A 16,532-nucleotide genomic window follows, 5' to 3' on the forward strand; every position below is an offset into this window, starting at 1 on the left:
GGCGGCATGCACATGAAAATGAACCTGCGCGATTTCCGCATCGGCTGGCGGCAGCTGGTCAAGGAGCCGGCATATTCGGCGGTGGTGGTCCTCGGCCTGGCGGTCGGCATCGCCGTGTGCTTCCTGCTGCTCGGGTACGTAGCCCATTCGTTCTCCTATGACGAGAACGTGCCGGAACGGGAGCGCGTGATGCGGCTGATGCAGCGCTGGAACGTGGCCGCAGTCGGCAACGACTGGTCCGATTCCATCAGCCTGCCGGCGCGCGACGCGGCGCTCGCGAGCGGCCAGCCGCTGCTGGCCAGCGCTTTCATCGACTACAACCTCGATGTGCGCGCCGGCGATGTCGTCGGCACGGTCATGGTGGCCCTGGTCGACCCCGACTTCCCGAAGATTTTCGCGCCCAGGGTGCTCGCCGGCGACCTGCACGCCGCCCTCACCCGGCCCGACGCACTGGCGCTGACCAGGGAGGCCGCCATCAAACTGTTCGGACGCGCCGACGTGGTCGGCAAGACCGTGCAGAACGACCGCCGGACCTATGTCGTGGCGGCGGTGCTGGCCGACCAGCCGGCCGCCACCACCCTGCCCTACGATGGGCTGGCTTCGACCTCCGGCACGATCTGGCCGTCTCTGAAGAATTTCAGGAATGCCTGGGGCGGCGTGGCTGGCCGCGCCTACCTGAAGCTGCTGCCGGGCGCCGATCCGCAGGCCGTGCTCGACGCCGTGCGGCGCGGCCTGAACCAGTCGCCGCTGGTCAGACGCGACTACGCCGACCAGGTGGCGGCGCTCGGTGGGCGCGACCTGATCGAGTACAAGCTCGGGCCGATCGCCGACGCCTATCTCGATCCCGACCTGAAGGAAAGCTCGCAGATCCACGGCGACCGCCGGGCGATGCTGGGGCTGGCCGCGGTGGCGCTGCTGATCCTGCTGCTGGCGGCGGTCAATTACGTCAACCTGGCCACCATCCGCACCCTGGCGCGCCAGCGCGAAATCGCGATGCGCAAGGTGCTGGGCGCGTCGGCGCAGGCGGTGGCGCGCCAGTTCCTGGCCGAATCCGTGCTGGTATGCCTGATCGCCACCCTGCTCGGGCTGCTGCTGGCCTGGCTGGTGCTGCCGCTGTTTTCCGACCTGGTACAGCGCCGCTTCGACACGATGTTCAGCCCCGGCGCACTGGCGGCGGCGCTGCTGTTCGGGGTGCTGCTGGGCGTCGCGGCCGGCGCCTGGCCGACCTGGTCGGCGCTGCGGGTGCGCGCCAGCGCCGCGCTGGCCGGCCGCGGCGGCAGCGAAACCGTGGGCGGCCTGTGGATGCGGCGCTCGCTCACCGCGCTGCAGTTCGCCGCTGCGATGGGCCTGACCGGCACCACGCTGGCGGTGGCCTGGCAGACGCATTACGCCAGCACCCTCAGCCCCGGCTTCGATCCGCGCCCGCTGCTGACGCTACCCGCCGGGAACGACATGCGCGACCCGCGCATGCGCGCCTTCCGCGACGAAGTCCTGCGCCTGCCCGGCGTGGCAGGGGTGGCGGAAGCGAACATCCCGGTCACCTCCAGCAACAACATCACTTCGCTGCGCCGCGAGGGCGGCCAGGCCATCGATCTCAATCTCTACGCGGTCAGCCCGGAGTTCTTCGATGTGTATGGCCTGAAGCCGCTGGCCGGCCGGCTGTACAGCCCTGCGCTGGACCGGATCAACGAAACGGACAGGGTGGTGATCAACGCCTCGGCGGCGCGCAAGTTCGGCTTCGCCAGCCCGCAGGAAGCGGTCGGCAAGATGCTGGGAGGGAGCGACAAGGACGACCAGCAGATGCAGATCGTGGGCGTGGCGCCGGACATCCGGCACCGTTCGGCGCGCGAAGGCGAGCAGCCGAGCGTGTTCTACCTGCGCGACCGGGTGCGGATCCTGACCATCCGCTGCAGCGGGGATCCGGTGGCGGTGCGGCACGCGGTCCAGGACCTCTGGCCGCGCCACTTCCCGAACGAGCCGGTCGACGTCGTGCACATGGACCGCTTCATCGTCGACCAGTTCTATGCCGACGACCTGCGCCTGGCCAAGCTCTTGGCCGCATCGAGCGTGATCGCGACCGCGATCGCCGCCTTCGGCATCTATGTGCTGGCGGCCTACAGCGTGCAGCGGCGCGAACGCGAGATCGTGCTGCGCAAGCTGTACGGGGCGAACGGTGCGGAAGTCGGCGGCCTGGTGCTGCGCGAGTTCGCGCTGCTGGTCGGCGCCGGTGCCCTGGTGGGCTTGCCGCCGGCCTGGATCGCCCTGCAGCGCTACCTGGCCGGTTTCACGGAGCGGGCCCCGGTCGGCGCCTGGACCATCCTCGCGGCGCTGCTGCTGGCCTTGCTGGTGACGCTGGGCTCGACCCTGCGCCACACGCTGGCCGCGGTGCGGATCCGGCCGGCGCGGGCGCTGCGCGAGTGAGACGGGGAGGTGGTGTCAGCAGGTGACGCCGCAGACCTTGACCAGCTCGAGGTCGAATACCAGGTCGGCGTTCGGCGGGATGCTCGCGCCGAAGCCGGAGGAACCGTAGCCGATGACGGCCGGGATCACGATGGTGCGCTTGCCGCCCACCTTCATGCCCTGCACGCCCTGGCTGAAGCCTTCGATCACGTTGGCGCCGACGATGAATTCGAAGGACCCCTTGCCGACGCTGCTGTCGAACTGGGTGCCCTTGTTGCCGGCGGCGGTGGCGCTGTACAGCCAGCCCGTGTAATTGACCAGCACGTGGCTGCCCTTGGCCGCTTCGGCGCCGGTACCGGCAGTCTCGGCGACGATCTTGATGGTGGCGGCCGGGTTGGTCGTGTTGCCGCTGCCGGAATCGCCACCGCCGCCGCCGCAGGCGGTCAGGCTCAACATGGCGGCGAAGGTGGCGGCCAGCGGGAAGGACAGTTTCATGGTGCTCCTTGCAGAATCGGTTGAAGTTTAACTAAGGAAACTTCGACCATACCAAGGAGTCGCCATGGCTGTCTATGCGAAATTTGTACGGCTTTGTCGTCGCGCCGTCCTCAGATTTCGACTTGCGTACCCAGCTCGATCACGCGGTTGGCCGGGATCTGGTAGTAGTCGGCCGCCGTGCGCGCGTTGCGCTGCATGAGCACGAACAGGTGCTCGCGCCACGGCATCATGCCCGATCCCGGCACCGAGATCACGGTCTGGCGCGCGATGAAGAAGGAGGTTTCCATCATCTCGAATTCGAGGTGCTGGACGGCGCACAGGCGCAGGATGTCCGGGATGTCGGCTTCGTCCTTGAAGCCGTAGCTGACGTTCAGCTGGAAGCAGTTGTGGCCCAGCGCGATCACCTCGACCTGTTCGGATTCCGGCACGTAGGGCTCTTCGCGGATGTGCACCGTCAGGAACACCACGCGCTCGTGCAGCACCTTGTTGTGCAGCAGGTTGTGCAGCAGGGCGTGCGGCACGCCGTCGGTTTCGCCGCGCAGGAAAATCGCGGTGCCGCCCACGCGCGTGGGCGGGCCGACGAACAGCGACTGCAGGAAGTCGTCGAGCGGGATCGCGTGCTTTTCCAGGTTCTCGAACACCAGCTCGCGTCCGCGCTTCCAGGTCAGCATGATGGTCAGCAGGATCGCGCCCAGGAGCAGCGGGAACCAGCCGCCGTGCAGCAGCTTCAGGGTGCTGGCCGAGAACAGCATCACGTCCATGACCATGAAGAGGCCGGTCGCGCCCAGGCAGACCCACAGCGGCAGGTGCCAGCGGTAGCGGATCACGAAGAAGGTGAGGAAGGTGGTGGCGGCCATGGTCGCCGTCACCGCGATGCCGTAGGCGCCGGCCAGTTTGTCCGAGGAGCCGAAGCCGACTACCGCGGCCAGTACCACGGCCAGCTGCAGCCAGTTGACGGCCGGGATGTAGATCTGGCCGATCTCGCTCTCCGACGTGTGCAGCACGCGCATGCGCGGCAACAGCCCGAGGGCGATGGCCTGCTTGGTCATCGAGAAGGTGCCGGAGATGGTGGCCTGCGAGGCGATCACGGTAGCCATGGTCGACAGCAGCACCAGCGGCAGCACGCTCCAGCTGCCGAGCTGGCGGAAGAAGGGATTCTCGAGCGCTTCCGGATGGGTGATCAGGAGGCCGCCCTGGCCGAGGTAGTTCAGGGCCAGCGCCGGGAACACGACGATGAACCAGGCGAAGCGGATCGGCTTCTTGCCGAAGTGGCCCATGTCGGCATACAGGGCTTCGGCGCCGGTAAAGGCCAGCACCACCGCGCCCAGCGCGATGAAGGCGATCATCCGCTCGCGCAGCATGAATTCGAAGGCGTGCAGCGGGTTCAGGGCCTGCAGGATGACCGGAGCCGCGACGATGTTAATGATGCCCATGATGGCCAGGGCCACGAACCAGACGACCATCACCGGACCGAAGAAGCGGCCGATGCCGGCGGTGCCGTGGCGCTGCACGCTGTACAGGATCACCAGCACCACGATGGTCAGCGGCACCACCCATTGTTCGAGGCCCGGCGTGGCCACTTCCAGGCCTTCGATCGCGCCCAGCACGGAAATCGCCGGCGTGATCACGCTGTCGCCGTAGAACATGGTGGCGCCGAACACACCGAGCAGCATCAGCACGTAGTGCCAGCGCGATGTGCGTGCCACCGAATTCAGGGCCAGCGCCATCAGGGCCATGATGCCGCCCTCGCCGCGGTTGTCGGCGCGCAACACCAGGGTCACGTACTTGAGCGAGACGATCATCGTCAGGCCCCAGAAGATCAGGGACACGATGCCCAGCAGGTTCGGGGTCGTCAGGGCCAGGCCGTGGGTGGGGTCGAAGATGGTCTTCAGCGTGTACAGCGGGCTGGTGCCAATGTCGCCGTAGACGATGCCGACCGCAGACAGGGTCAGCGCCGCGAGGCTGCTTTTCTTGTGTTGCTCACTCAAGATTTCACCGTTGCTTGTTTTGGTGCGTTGCACAATAGAATAATGAACATGGAAAGACAAGCGAAATTCCGTCTTCCAAGGCCGCTATTGTCTCAGCGAATAGGAAAATGGCAAGTCGTCAGCAGGCTCCGACGAGTTCAAGGATAATGACTTCCCCGTAACCTGTCCGCACGATCCATGAGTACCGGCATCCTGTCCGCCGCCCTTGCCTTCCTGTGCTGGGGTCTGTTTCCCTTGTATTTCCACGCCATCGGCGACGTTCCGCCCGTGCAGATCCTGGCGCACCGCATGCTGTGGTCGCTGCTGTTCCTGGTCATCGTGCTGGCCATGCGCCGGCAATGGGCCTGGCTCGACCTGGTTCGCAAGCCGCGCGTGTTCGGCAGCTTCGTCGCCTCGGCCCTGCTGCTGAGCGTGAACTGGCTGATCTATATCTGGGCGGTCAACAACGGCCACGTGATCGAAGCCAGCCTGGGCTATTTCATCAATCCGCTGGTCAATATCTCGCTGGGCTACCTGCTGCTGAAGGAACGCCTGCGGCGCACGCAGTGGATGGCCATCGGTGTCGCCGCGCTGGGCGTGGCCTGGCTGACCTGGCAGGCCGGCACCGTGCCCTGGATCGCGCTGGCGCTGGCGCTGTCCTTCGGCGGCTACGGCCTGATGCGCAAGACGGCGGCGCTGGGCGCGCTGGAAGGCCTGTCCTTCGAGACCATGGTGCTGTTTCCGCTGGCCGGCGCCTACGTCGTCTGGCTGACCATGCACGGCCAGAACGCCTTCATCAACACCGACTCGAACACCACCCGCCTGCTGCTGATGGCGGCCGGGCCGATCACCGCGATCCCGCTGCTGCTGTTCGCCTCGGGCGCGCGCCAGATCCCCTTGTCCGTGCTGGGCCTGCTGCAATACCTGTCGCCGACGCTGCAATTCCTGCTCGGCGTGTGGATCTTCCACGAAGCCTTCACGGCCGACCGCCTGGTCGGCTTCGCGCTGATCTGGCTGGCGCTGGCCCTGTTCGCAGCCGAAGGCCTGCTGCGCCGCCCGGCCACCGCGGCAAAAGCCTGAATAATTCGGGGTCAGAGCACTTTTTCGAGCAATTTCCTGAATTCGGGGTCAGAGCACATTATCAGGCCGGCTTCCGAGTGACGCCCAGCCGAAAATGTGTTCTGACCCCGATTTTTTACAGTATCCTGTCGTCCTCTCAACGCATTACTCAATTACTACATGGCCAATTACGTCTACACCATGAACCGCGTGGGCAAGATCGTCCCACCGAAACGCCAGATTCTGAAGGACATCTCGCTGTCCTTCTTCCCGGGCGCGAAGATCGGCGTGCTGGGCCTGAACGGCTCCGGTAAATCGACGCTGCTGAAGATCATGGCCGGCATCGACACCGATATCCAGGGCGAAGCGCGCCCGATGCCGGGTCTGAACATCGGCTACCTGCCGCAGGAACCGCAGCTGGATCCGGAAAAGACCGTGCGCCAGGAAGTGGAAAGCGGCCTGGGCGAAGCCTTCGAAGCGCAGGCCAAGCTGGAAGCTGTGTACGCCGCCTATGCGGAAGAAGACGCCGATTTCGACGCCCTCGCCAAGGAGCAGGAGCGCCTGGAATCGATCATCGCCGCGGCCGACGGCGGCAACCTGAACCTGCAGATGGAAATGGCCGCCGACGCGCTGCGCCTGCCGCCGTGGGACCAGAAGATCGGCGTGCTGTCGGGCGGTGAAAAGCGCCGCGTGGCGCTGTGCAAGCTGCTGCTCTCGAAGCCGGACATGCTGCTGCTGGACGAGCCGACCAACCACCTGGACGCCGAATCGGTCGAGTGGCTGGAGCAGTTCCTGCTGCGCTTCCCGGGCACCGTGGTCGGCATCACCCACGACCGCTACTTCCTCGACAATGCCGCCGAATGGATCCTGGAACTGGACCGCGGTTCGGGCATCCCATGGAAGGGCAATTACTCGTCCTGGCTGGACCAGAAGCAGGCGCGCCTGAAGCAGGAAGAAGCGACCGAATCGGCGCGCCAGAAGGCGCTGCAGAAGGAACTCGAATGGTCGCGCCAGAACCCGAAGGCCCGCCAGGCCAAGTCGAAGGCTCGCCTGGCCCGCTTCAACGAGCTGAGCGAATACGAATACCAGAAGCGCAACGAGACCCAGGAGATCTTCATCCCGGTCGCGGAACGCCTGGGCAACGAAGTCATCGAGTTCAAGAACGTCAGCAAAGCCTTCGGCGACCGCCTGCTGATCGACAACCTGTCCTTCACCGTTCCGCCGGGCGCGATCGTCGGCATCATCGGCCCGAACGGCGCCGGTAAGTCGACCCTGTTCAAGATGATCGCTGGTAAGGAGCAGCCGGACAGCGGCGAAGTCGTGATCGGCCAGACCGCGAAGGTGTCGCTGGTCGACCAGCACCGCGACGAGCTGGCGAACAACAAGACCGTGTTCGAAGACGTCACCGGCGGCGCCGACATGCTGAGCGTCGGCCGCTTCGAAATGCCGTCGCGCGCCTACCTCGGCCGCTTCAACTTCAAGGGCGCGGACCAGCAGAAGGTGGTCGGCAACCTGTCGGGCGGCGAACGCGGCCGCCTGCACCTGGCCAAGACCCTGCTGCAAGGCGGCAACGTCCTGCTGCTGGACGAACCGTCGAACGACCTCGACGTCGAAACCCTGCGCGCGCTCGAAGATGCTCTGCTGGAATTCGCCGGCAGCGTGATGGTGATCTCGCACGACCGCTGGTTCCTGGACCGTATCGCAACCCACATCCTGGCCTTCGAGGGCAACTCGCAAGTCACCTTCTTCAACGGTAACTATCAGGAATACGAAGCCGACAAGAAGAAGCGTCTGGGCGAGGAAGGCGCGAAGCCGAAGCGTATCCGCTACAAGCCGCTCAGCGCTTAAGCTAACTGCGTCGAATCAGTAGTATTTGCGCCACAAAAGCTCCCTACGGGGAGCTTTTTTTCGTCCGCAAACAGGTGCGGACGACGTTTTGGGCCATGCTGGCGCTTGATTGTCGCAGTGCGCGCGCCGCAATTTTCGCGCGGAAATGGATCGGCCCTATGCACATCTCATGTGTAGAATCGGGCGTCCTTGAGATCGGCTCACGCCACGATCATTCATGACACGTTACCGCGATAACCGCGTTCCCGGCATGACCTACTTTTTTACGGTACGGCTGCTGGACCGGAATAGCACTTTGCTGACAGACCATTTCTCGGCGTTTGGCGAAGCCATGCGCCAGGCACGGATCCGCAAGCCCTTCCACGTCGATGCCTGGGTAGTATTGCCCGATCACGCCCACGCGATCTGGACCCTGCCTCCCGGCGACCACGATTGCGCCACCCGCTGGCGCGCGGTCAAGATCACCTTTTCGAAGGCCCTGCACAAGACCGGACTGGCACTGGCCGGCGCGGCCGACGCCACGATCTGGGAACGCCACTACCGCGACTACCGCGTCGGCGACGACGACGAGTACGCGGCCCTGGTCGACTACGTGCACAGCAACCCGATGCGGCACGGCTTCTGCCAGCAGGCGGCCGAGTGGCCGTGGTCTTCGCTGCACCGCTTCGTCGCCGCCGGCTTCGATGCGCCGCAGCCGCCGCTAGCGCCGCCGCCCTGGATGCCGCCGCTGCATGCGCCGGCACGGGTGCCGCTCTGAGCGGCGCACAATAAAAAAACGGAGCCCGAAGGCCCCGTTCTTACCCTAGGAACTGCAACTACAAGTTTAGAAGTTGTAGTGCGCGCCAACAGTCCACACGTTCGACTTGGCGCCGATATCCTTCTCCTTGCCATAACGCTCGTATTCGGCGGTCAGGGCAACTTGCTGGTTCAGCTTGTACTGCACGCCCAGGGCACCGTAGGCGCCGGTATCGTTGCTCGACAGGTTCAGGCCGGCGGTGTTCAGCTTGCGCTCGCTGTGTTCGACACCGACTTTGCCGTATGCCGAGAACTGCTCGTTGATCGGCATCGTTGCCTTGGCGGCCACGTAGTAGCTGTCGCCCTTGGTGTTGCCGTTGGCGAAGGTGTTGGTACCGAAATCGGTGTAGCCGGCTTCAGCAGCCCAGGTGCGGTTGAATTCGTAGCCGCCGTAGATCTTGCCGTTGGCCTTGTAGTCGTCCAGCTGCTTGTTCTTGGCGGAGCTGACACCGACGCCGACGTAGGCGTGCGGGTTGTCGGTGAAGTTCTGGGCTTGTGCTGCGGACATGGCGGCAGCGCCTGCGATCAGTGCAACGATGAGCTTTTTCATATTCGGCATCCTTTATCTGGTTCGTCTGATTCGCGATGTAAAGTGCATCGCGATGTAGCCAAGATAACAGTGCCAAATCCTCAAGTCAGTGCCCATTTCGTAAGAACTGTAATCAGATGTTACTAAATGACCCGTTATTCAGTAATAAAATGGGCGATATTGACAGCGGTTGTATATAAATTAGGCGATGTAACGAAAAGTGAGGTTGAGCCTGGGTCCTATCGGTTTTGCAGTCTTGTTGATGCCGTGCAGCCAGTGCTGCTGCAGGGAACCAGCCATCAGCAGCAGGTTGCCGTCCGCGAGATCGAATTTGACGGTGCGTTTGCTGCGCTTGTGGCGCAGGATGAAGGTCCGGGTGGCACCGTAGCTGAGCGAGGCGATGACGGGTCGCGGGCCCAGTTCCGGTTCGTCGTCGCTGTGCATGCCCATGCTGTCGTCGCCGTCGCGGTAATGGTTCAGCAGCACGCTGTTGTAGCGGTGGCCGGTGGCGGCTTCGACTGCGCTGCGCAATTGCTCGAGCAGCGGCGTCATCGGCAGTGCCTCGAGGCGCAGGCCGGAATAGGTATAGCTGGCCTCGCCATACCAGGCCGTCAGGCGCGGCTGCAGGTGGCGCTTGCCGTACACGACGATGGTTTCGTGGCGCCAGGCGGTCTCGCGCAACAGGCGCGTGAAGACCTCGGCATTCGGGATCGGCAGGGGCAGCCGGGACAGCAGCGCCAGCTCGCCATCCTCGATCGGAATCGGCTGCAGGCCGGTATCAGGAGAAAACAGGTCCATCGAGACAATACGACAATGTGAAAGCTATGATGGCGGGATCCCATCGACAGGACATTTTCGCATGAACAAACGCCAGTTCCTCGGCGCGGCGGCAGCGGCCGGCGCCTTCCCGCTCGCCGGCCGGGCCGCCGCCGCTTCCCTGCCGGCCCTGCCGGATGGACCGGCCCTGCTGACGGTCACCGGCGCGCTGGCCCACAGCAACCGCGGCCCCTTCGACCCGGTGCTCGACCAGATGATGCACAAGCACGGGGTCGGCTTCCGCAAGGCCTGGGTGTTCGACGAGGCCGCCCTGCGCGCCCTGCCCGCGCTCACGATCCGCCCGACCCTGGAATACGACGGCAGGACGCATGCGCTGCGCGGTCCGCTGCTGACGGACGTGCTGGCGCGCGCCGGCGCCAGGCTGGAGGACAAGACGGTGCTGGTGCTGCGCGCGGTGGACGGCTACAACGTCGAGCTGCCGCTGGCGCAGGCGCGCGCACGGCGCTTCATCCTCGCCACGCACGTGGATGGGAAACCGATGCCGCTGGGGGGATTGGGACCGCTATGGGCGGTGTATGACGCCGACCGGGTGCCGGAGATGGCCGCGCTGCCGCTGCCGCAGCGCTTTGCGGCTTGCCCTTGGGCTTTGTATCACGTTGAAGTGCGCTGACGCGTCATTCCCGCTTTCGCGGGAAGGTCGGTCAGGCGTAGGCTTCCGCCAGGCTCATCACACGCGGCGTGACGGTAATGCCGAAGTTACCAAACAAAGTATCCAGCGCCGCCAGGTTGCCGGTGCATTCCTCCATCTTCCAGCCCTTGAACAGATCGGTGCCGTCTTTCTGGAAGTGCAGGTCGAGCACCTTGCCTTTGTCTTTATGGATATAGCTCTGCTGGAAGGTATTCTGGAAACCAAGTTCCTGCAGCGCAGCCAGCACGGCATTCGGCGGATTGTCGGGGTCGGTGGCCAGGAAGACGCCGAAGGTCTTGCCCGGCGGTTTGGCGGCGACATCGACTTCGTAAATGCCCGGCGCTTTGGTGACGCTGGTACTCTTCAAAAACAGCATGCGATCCTCCATGGTCGTAGGTTGCCCAGCTTATTGCACTATGGGAACTTTGTCGACGGAACGATGTTGAATTTTTGCTCTAGTGCAACAGCAGACCGACCGCGCTGCCCGCGACCAGGGCGCCGCAGGCCAGCATGCCGATGACGAAACCGGCTTCGCGCTTGCTCGGATCGCGGTAATAGCCCAGCGCGTACAGGACGCGTCCCAGGCACCACAGCAGGCCGCCGGCCGCCGCCCAGGTATCGCCCAGATACGTCCCGCACAGCCACAGCGGCGCCAGCACCAGCGGCAGCTGCTCGAGGGTATTGGCCTGTACCCGTTGCGCGCTCTGGAAGGGCAAGGGGCCGTCCATGCCGGGCGCCGGCACTTTGTATTTTGCCCTTGCCACACCGGCCATCACGCCGGTCCAGAAATAGACGCCGAGCACGGCCAGCGTGGCCCACGCGGTCAGATGCATGTCACCTTCTCCATGAATAAGAAAAACTTATGCTTAATATCAGGCCCGGCCAGCGTGCTTGCGCCGCGCGAGGTCCCAGGTAGCGCCGGCCAGAGCTTCGTAGAGCACGCCGGTGGCCGGGTCCCAGTCCTCGACGGCGGCCTGCTGGCGCGCCACGGTGGCGGCGTCGCCGCGCGCGATCGGTCCGGACAGCGCGGTCTCCGCTCCCAGCCGGAACACATTGGCCAGGGTCTCGGTGGCCAGCGGCCGCGCCAGTTCGCGCGCCACGTCCTCCGGAATCCCGGCCGCCTGCCAGGCGCGCAGGGCGGCGTCGAGCACCGTGGTGAGGTAGTTCGAGGCGAACACCGAAGCCGCGTGATACACGGTCTTGGCGCTGGCATCGATCGCCACCATGCGCGCGCCGATGCTCGCAAAGGCCGGGTTCAGTACTGCCAGCGCATCGGCGTCTCCTTCGACGCCGCAGAAGGTGCCGTCGAAAGCCTCGGCCACCTGGCGCGGATCGGCGAAGCTGCGCACCGGGTGCACGCTGGCGGCCACGGCGCCGGCGGCGCGCAGCGGCTCCAGTTCAGTGGAGGCCTTGGCGCCGCTGCAGTGGAACACCACCGCGCCCTGCCACCCGCCACGTGAAGCCAGCAGGCGCGCGACCTCGCCGATGCTGTCGTCGGATACGGCCAGCATCCACGCGGAAGCCGGACGCAGCGCCTCGGACGACGCGACGGCGCGACCGGCGCCGATGAAATCCACCGCCGCCTGCGCGCTGGCCTGCGAGCGGGCCAGCACATCCTGCACCTCGAATACGCCGCGTTGATAAAACAGGCGGCCCAGCGCGCGGCCGACGTGGCCGCCGCCGACGATGTTCAGGGTGGCTGTCATCAGAAGCGCGAGCCGGGCTGGCGCAGGAATTCGAACTCCTCCGGCGTCGATGCGCGGCCGAGGATCTCGTTACGGTGCGGGAAGCGGCCGAAGCGCGCGATCACGCCACGGTGACGGTGCGCATAGTCGAGCATCTCGTCGAAGCCCGGGTGTTCGGCGGCCAGGTTGGTGAACAGCTCGACCGCGCGCTCCTGCATGTACGCATCCTCGGCATGCTCGAAGGGCATGTAGACGAAGGCGCGCTGCAGGGGCGGCAACTCCTTGTGCGCGCCGCTGTCGACCAGCTGGCGCGCGCAAGCCAGGGCCAGCGTATCGCCGGCGAAGGATTGCGGCGTATTGCGCCAGGCATTGCGCGTGAACTGGTCGAGCACCAGCAGGCGCGCGAGCACGCCTTGCGGTCCTTCTGCATCCCACTCGCGCAGGCCGCCGGCGATGGCCTGGTCGATGGCCGTGCCGAAGCGCTGCCTGATCCGGTCGTCGAAAGCGTCGCTCTTGACGAACCATTCGCGGCGCGGTCCGCAAGCAATCTCGCTGCCGGGGGGACCGAACCAGAAATCGAGTACTTCCTGGGCTTTCATCTTGTTTTCCATATCAGTTGCGGGCGTGCGAGAGCAAGAAGCCGTCCACGCCTTCGAAGTTCGACAGTTCCGTGGCCAGCGACGACAGCGGCGCGCCGGCGTGGTTGGCCAGCGCCAGCGCCACGAAGCGCCACTCCTGGCAGCCCTTGTCGCTGCCGATGGTGAGCGAGCCGCCGGCGATCTCGTAGCCGCGGTCCAGGGCCTGTTTGCGCAGCTCGTTTTCCTGCGGACGCACGCCGGGCTTGAAACGCAAGGTCACGGCCACCGCCTGGCGCGACGGCAGCGTACTCACCGCGCGGTTCAGGTAGATCATGATCATGGCCGAGAAAAAGGCCAGGCCCATCGCCGCCATGTAGAAGCCGACGCCGACCATGATGCCGATCACCGACGAGGCCCAGATCGAAGCGGCCGTCGTAAGGCCGCTGATGTTGAAGCCCGAGCGCATGATCACGCCGGCGCCGAGGAAGCCGATGCCGGTGACCACGCCCTGGATCACGCGGGTCGGATCGACCAGCGCCACCGCGGCGCCATGTCCGCCATACCAGGAGTTCGGATAACCGGCGATGACGGTCAGCGCGCACGAGGCCATGCACACCAGGCCATAGGTGCGCATGCCGGCCGCGCGCCCGTGATAGGAGCGCTCGTAGCCGACCATCAGGCCCAGCAGCAACGCGCCGAGCAGGTGCAGCAGCACCAGGGCGTTGGTCAGCAGCTCGGCATGCGACCAGTAGGCCCGGATCACCTCGGACACGGTCATCACCGGGTCGTGCACGACGGTTGGATTCAAGGCTGCTTCTTCCTCACCAGCTGCTTTTCGAAAGCGGCATCGTTCTTGGTGATGCGCTTTTCGGGCTGCGGTCCGAGGCCATCGACGAATTTCACGAAGTCGTCCAGCTCCATCGGCGGGCACAGCGGCGGCGCGCCGGCCTTCTCGGACAGGAAGAAGTGGCCGTCACCGGTACGCGCCATCGAATAGGTGGTGGTGCCGGTGCGCCTTTTCAGGCGCTCGACGGCGGCGCTGGCGCGGGTGGAACGGACGCCGGCCGCCATCTCAGATCTCCTTCGTACGCAGTTCGAGCCAGTCGCGCGCGGCGCCGTCGACCAGCGGCAGCAGGCGCGCACGCACGCTGCGGTGGTAGTCGTTCAGCCACGCGACCTCGTCGCCGCGCATCAGGGTCATGTCGATGCAGCGGGTGTCGATCGGGCACAGGGTCAGCGTCTCGAAGCCGAGGAATTCGCCGAACTCGGTGTTCTCGACCACCTGGGCCAGCACCAGGTTCTCGATGCGGATGCCCCAGCGGCCCGGGCGGTAGATGCCCGGTTCGTTCGAGGTGATCATGCCCGGCTCCATCGCCGTGTGCGGCTCCGGCATGGCGGTCGGCGAGATCACCTGCGGGCCTTCGTGCACGTTCATGAAGTAGCCGACGCCGTGGCCGGTGCCGTGGCCGTAGTCGATGCCGGCGGCCCAGATCGGGGCGCGCGCCAGGGCGTCCAGCATCGGCCCCTTGGTACCGCGCGGGAAGCGCGCCACCGACAGGTTGATCATCCCCTTCAGCACCAGGGTGAAGTCGCGCTTCTGCGCGGCGGAGGGCGTGCCGACCGGGACCACGCGGGTGATGTCGGTGGTGCCGCCCAGGTACTGGCCGCCGGAGTCGATCAGCAGCAGGCCGTCGCCTTCGATGGTCGCGCAATTCTCCGGGGTGGCGCGGTAGTGCATGATGGCGCCGTTGGCGTTGAAGCCGGCGATGGTGCCGAAGCTGGGGCTGACGAAGCCCGGACGGCGCGCACGCGCGGCCGTGATCTGCTCGTCGATCATGACTTCGGTGAGCGGCGCGCGCTTCGGATCCGAAAGTTGCGCTTCGAGCTGAGCGAAGAAATCGCACAGGGCGGCACCGTCCTGCTCCATGGTGTCGCGCACGTGATCGGCTTCGGCCGGCAGCTTGCGCGATTTGGCGAAGGTGGTCGGATTGATCGCTTCCACCACGCGCACGTTCGCGGGCACGGCGGCGCGCATGCCGGCGGTGACGCGGCGCGGATCGAGCAGCAGGCTGGAGCCGGCCGGCAGCGCCTGCAGGGCCTGGACCGCCTGCTCGTAGGGGGCGACGCGCACGCCGTCCCGCTCGAGACGCTCGCGCAGCGCGGCCGGGACCTTGCCCTCGGCGACGAAGATGGTGGCGCCGGACGGTTCGACCAGCGCATGCGCGACGAATACCGGGTTGTAGCTGACATCGGCGCCGCGCAGGTTGAACAGGTAGCCGATGTCGTCCAGGGTCGAGATGAAATGGCGCTCGGCGCCGAGTTTCGCCATCGCGTTGCGGACGGCGTGCAGCTTGTCGGCGCGCGCCATGGTGGCGTACGGCGCCTCGTGTTCGTAGACCGGTTCGAGCGGCAGGCCCGGACGGACGCTCCAGATCTCGTCCAGCAGGTCGAGGTCCGTGCGCAGATGGATGCCGCGCGCCTTCAGCGCGTCTTCCAGCAGGCGCGCCACGGCCAGGCCCAGCACGCGGGCGTCGACGGCGACGGTCTGGCCCGGCTGCATGGTCTCGGCCAGCCAGTCGATGTGCAGGAGGCTGGCGCCCGAAGGGATCTTCATCAGGCGGACCTCGGTGCCCGCCAGTTCCTGCTCGGCCTGGGTGTAGTAGCGGCCGTCGGTCCAGACGCCGGCGAAATCGCCGGTGGCGATGAAGGTGCCGACCGAGCCGGTGAAGCCCGACAGCCATTCACGGCCCTTCCAGCGGCCTGGCAGATACTCGGACAGGTGGGGATCGGCGGAAGGAACGATGAAGGCGTCGACCTGGTGGCGCGCCATTGCGGCGCGCAGTTGGGCAAGGCGTTCGGCGCGCTGGCCGGTGGTGTCGATTGCTGGCTGATTGGCTGGCATATTTGCTGGCATGTTGGGGATGCGGGTGTGTTGTGGATTCTCCAAGCTGCGTATGATACGCCCCTCTGTCAGGATGTGGCGCAGTCGGCAACTGCGCCAAGCCAAGAGGAACACCGTCCGCGGCATTCTGACGGATAATCGAAGCTGCATTCTTTTTCTCACAATAAACCATGCAAGAACAGGACTTTCATTACACCCGCGCCCGCGAACTCCTCGCCCGCGCCGAGGAACTCGTCAGCGCCGATACGGTGCAAGCCGCCGTGCGAAACGTCGCCGAGGTGCTGAACCAGCGCTTCGACACCGACGCCACCGGCGAATTCCCGCTGGTGCTGGGCGTGATGGGCGGCGCGGTGGTCTTCACCGGCCACCTGCTGCCCCAGCTGAGCTTCCCGCTCGAATTCGACTACATCCACGTGACCCGCTACGGCGACCTGGACCGCGGCGGCGAAGTCGTGTGGAAGGTGATCCCGCGCCAGAACGTGGCCGGCCGCACCATCATCGTGGTCGACGACATCCTCGACGAAGGCGAGACCCTGGCCCATGTGAAGCAGCGCCTGCTCGACATGGGCGCGGCCGAAGTGATCCTGGCCGTATTCGCCGACAAGGAACTGGGCCGCGCCAAGCCGGTGCAGGCCGATATCGTCGGGCTGACCATCCCGAACAAGTTCGTGGTGGGCTTCGGGATGGATGCGCATGGTTACTGGCGTAACCTGCCGGGCTTGTGGGTGATTAAGGAAGAGGACAAGCAGGTGGAGGAAGAACCACCTGCGGCGTAATCAAGGTCATTCCCGCGAAAGCGGGAACGACGT

The 16,532-nt window shown here is 65.7% G+C and carries 17 protein-coding genes; 6 read left to right on the forward strand and 11 right to left on the reverse strand.

Annotated elements, in window-relative coordinates; genetic code table 11:
- Positions 1 to 6: 6 nt before the first annotated feature.
- Positions 7 to 2,421 carry an ABC transporter permease gene (locus AC1DOP_RS23900; protein WP_442123863.1) on the forward strand — a complete coding sequence of 805 codons (2,415 nt, stop codon included), beginning with the start codon at positions 7 to 9 and terminating at the stop codon, positions 2,419 to 2,421.
- A 15-nt stretch (positions 2,422 to 2,436) separates the two neighbouring features.
- Here the strand turns inward: AC1DOP_RS23900 and AC1DOP_RS23905 are convergent, their stop codons facing one another.
- Both AC1DOP_RS23905 and AC1DOP_RS23910 read right to left on the reverse strand, forming a co-directional pair.
- Positions 2,437 to 2,895, reverse strand: coding sequence for an FKBP-type peptidyl-prolyl cis-trans isomerase (locus tag AC1DOP_RS23905; RefSeq protein WP_477253748.1), 459 nt, complete (start codon positions 2,893 to 2,895; stop codon positions 2,437 to 2,439).
- 110 nt (positions 2,896 to 3,005) lie between these two features.
- The gene (locus AC1DOP_RS23910; protein ID WP_477253750.1) at positions 3,006 to 4,883 is read right to left on the reverse strand and encodes a potassium transporter Kup; all 1,878 of its coding nucleotides are present in this window, start codon (positions 4,881 to 4,883) and stop codon (positions 3,006 to 3,008) included.
- Between the two features lie 177 nt (positions 4,884 to 5,060).
- On the opposite strand from AC1DOP_RS23910, the gene rarD reads away from it, so the two are divergent.
- The 3 genes from rarD to AC1DOP_RS23925 all read left to right on the forward strand — a co-directional run bounded on the left by rarD (position 5,061) and on the right by AC1DOP_RS23925 (position 8,526).
- Positions 5,061 to 5,942 carry an EamA family transporter RarD gene (gene rarD / locus AC1DOP_RS23915; protein WP_477253752.1) on the forward strand — a complete coding sequence of 294 codons (882 nt, stop codon included), beginning with the start codon at positions 5,061 to 5,063 and terminating at the stop codon, positions 5,940 to 5,942.
- A gap of 159 nt (positions 5,943 to 6,101) precedes the next feature.
- Positions 6,102 to 7,769, forward strand: a complete 1,668-nt coding sequence (ettA, locus tag AC1DOP_RS23920; protein ID WP_442123867.1) for an energy-dependent translational throttle protein EttA — start codon at positions 6,102 to 6,104, stop codon at positions 7,767 to 7,769.
- Between the two features lie 217 nt (positions 7,770 to 7,986).
- Positions 7,987 to 8,526 (forward strand): REP-associated tyrosine transposase, encoded by a 540-nt coding sequence (locus tag AC1DOP_RS23925; protein ID WP_477253755.1) that lies wholly within the window; start codon positions 7,987 to 7,989, stop codon positions 8,524 to 8,526.
- A 66-nt stretch (positions 8,527 to 8,592) separates the two neighbouring features.
- On the opposite strand, the gene AC1DOP_RS23930 is transcribed toward AC1DOP_RS23925, so the two are convergent.
- Both AC1DOP_RS23930 and AC1DOP_RS23935 read right to left on the reverse strand, forming a co-directional pair.
- Positions 8,593 to 9,114 (reverse strand): porin family protein, encoded by a 522-nt coding sequence (locus AC1DOP_RS23930; RefSeq protein ID WP_442123869.1) that lies wholly within the window; start codon positions 9,112 to 9,114, stop codon positions 8,593 to 8,595.
- Between the two features lie 180 nt (positions 9,115 to 9,294).
- Positions 9,295 to 9,891 carry an alpha-ketoglutarate-dependent dioxygenase AlkB family protein gene (locus AC1DOP_RS23935; RefSeq protein ID WP_477253757.1) on the reverse strand — a complete coding sequence of 199 codons (597 nt, stop codon included), beginning with the start codon at positions 9,889 to 9,891 and terminating at the stop codon, positions 9,295 to 9,297.
- 61 nt (positions 9,892 to 9,952) lie between these two features.
- Here AC1DOP_RS23935 and AC1DOP_RS23940 point away from each other — a divergent pair, with 61 nt between their 5' ends.
- The gene (locus AC1DOP_RS23940; protein WP_477253759.1) at positions 9,953 to 10,540 is read left to right on the forward strand and encodes a putative pterin-binding protein; all 588 of its coding nucleotides are present in this window, start codon (positions 9,953 to 9,955) and stop codon (positions 10,538 to 10,540) included.
- 31 nt (positions 10,541 to 10,571) lie between these two features.
- Here the strand turns inward: AC1DOP_RS23940 and AC1DOP_RS23945 are convergent, their stop codons facing one another.
- The 7 genes from AC1DOP_RS23945 to AC1DOP_RS23975 all read right to left on the reverse strand — a co-directional run bounded on the left by AC1DOP_RS23945 (position 10,572) and on the right by AC1DOP_RS23975 (position 15,723).
- Complete coding sequence (locus AC1DOP_RS23945) at positions 10,572 to 10,934, reverse strand: hypothetical protein (RefSeq protein ID WP_442123872.1); 363 nt, start codon at positions 10,932 to 10,934, stop codon at positions 10,572 to 10,574.
- Between the two features lie 79 nt (positions 10,935 to 11,013).
- The gene (locus AC1DOP_RS23950) at positions 11,014 to 11,391 is read right to left on the reverse strand and encodes an MAPEG family protein (RefSeq protein ID WP_442123873.1); all 378 of its coding nucleotides are present in this window, start codon (positions 11,389 to 11,391) and stop codon (positions 11,014 to 11,016) included.
- Between the two features lie 39 nt (positions 11,392 to 11,430).
- Entirely contained in the window at positions 11,431 to 12,264 is an 834-nt protein-coding gene (locus AC1DOP_RS23955; protein ID WP_477253761.1) for a Rossmann-like and DUF2520 domain-containing protein, read from the reverse strand.
- Positions 12,264 to 12,842 (reverse strand): DUF924 family protein, encoded by a 579-nt coding sequence (locus AC1DOP_RS23960; RefSeq protein WP_477253763.1) that lies wholly within the window; start codon positions 12,840 to 12,842, stop codon positions 12,264 to 12,266. The genes AC1DOP_RS23955 and AC1DOP_RS23960 overlap by 1 nt, the downstream gene beginning before the upstream one ends.
- Before the next feature lie 13 nt (positions 12,843 to 12,855).
- The gene (locus tag AC1DOP_RS23965; protein ID WP_442123925.1) at positions 12,856 to 13,599 is read right to left on the reverse strand and encodes an MgtC/SapB family protein; all 744 of its coding nucleotides are present in this window, start codon (positions 13,597 to 13,599) and stop codon (positions 12,856 to 12,858) included.
- A 26-nt stretch (positions 13,600 to 13,625) separates the two neighbouring features.
- A complete protein-coding gene (locus tag AC1DOP_RS23970) occupies positions 13,626 to 13,892 on the reverse strand; it encodes a hypothetical protein (RefSeq protein ID WP_442123876.1) in 267 nt (88 codons plus the stop codon).
- A 1-nt stretch (position 13,893) separates the two neighbouring features.
- The gene (locus AC1DOP_RS23975; protein ID WP_477253765.1) at positions 13,894 to 15,723 is read right to left on the reverse strand and encodes an aminopeptidase P family protein; all 1,830 of its coding nucleotides are present in this window, start codon (positions 15,721 to 15,723) and stop codon (positions 13,894 to 13,896) included.
- A 170-nt stretch (positions 15,724 to 15,893) separates the two neighbouring features.
- Here AC1DOP_RS23975 and AC1DOP_RS23980 point away from each other — a divergent pair, with 170 nt between their 5' ends.
- A complete protein-coding gene (locus tag AC1DOP_RS23980) occupies positions 15,894 to 16,499 on the forward strand; it encodes a hypoxanthine-guanine phosphoribosyltransferase (protein WP_442123878.1) in 606 nt (201 codons plus the stop codon).
- Positions 16,500 to 16,532 lie beyond the last annotated feature (33 nt).

Source organism: Massilia sp. 01N410 (assembly GCF_056399665.1).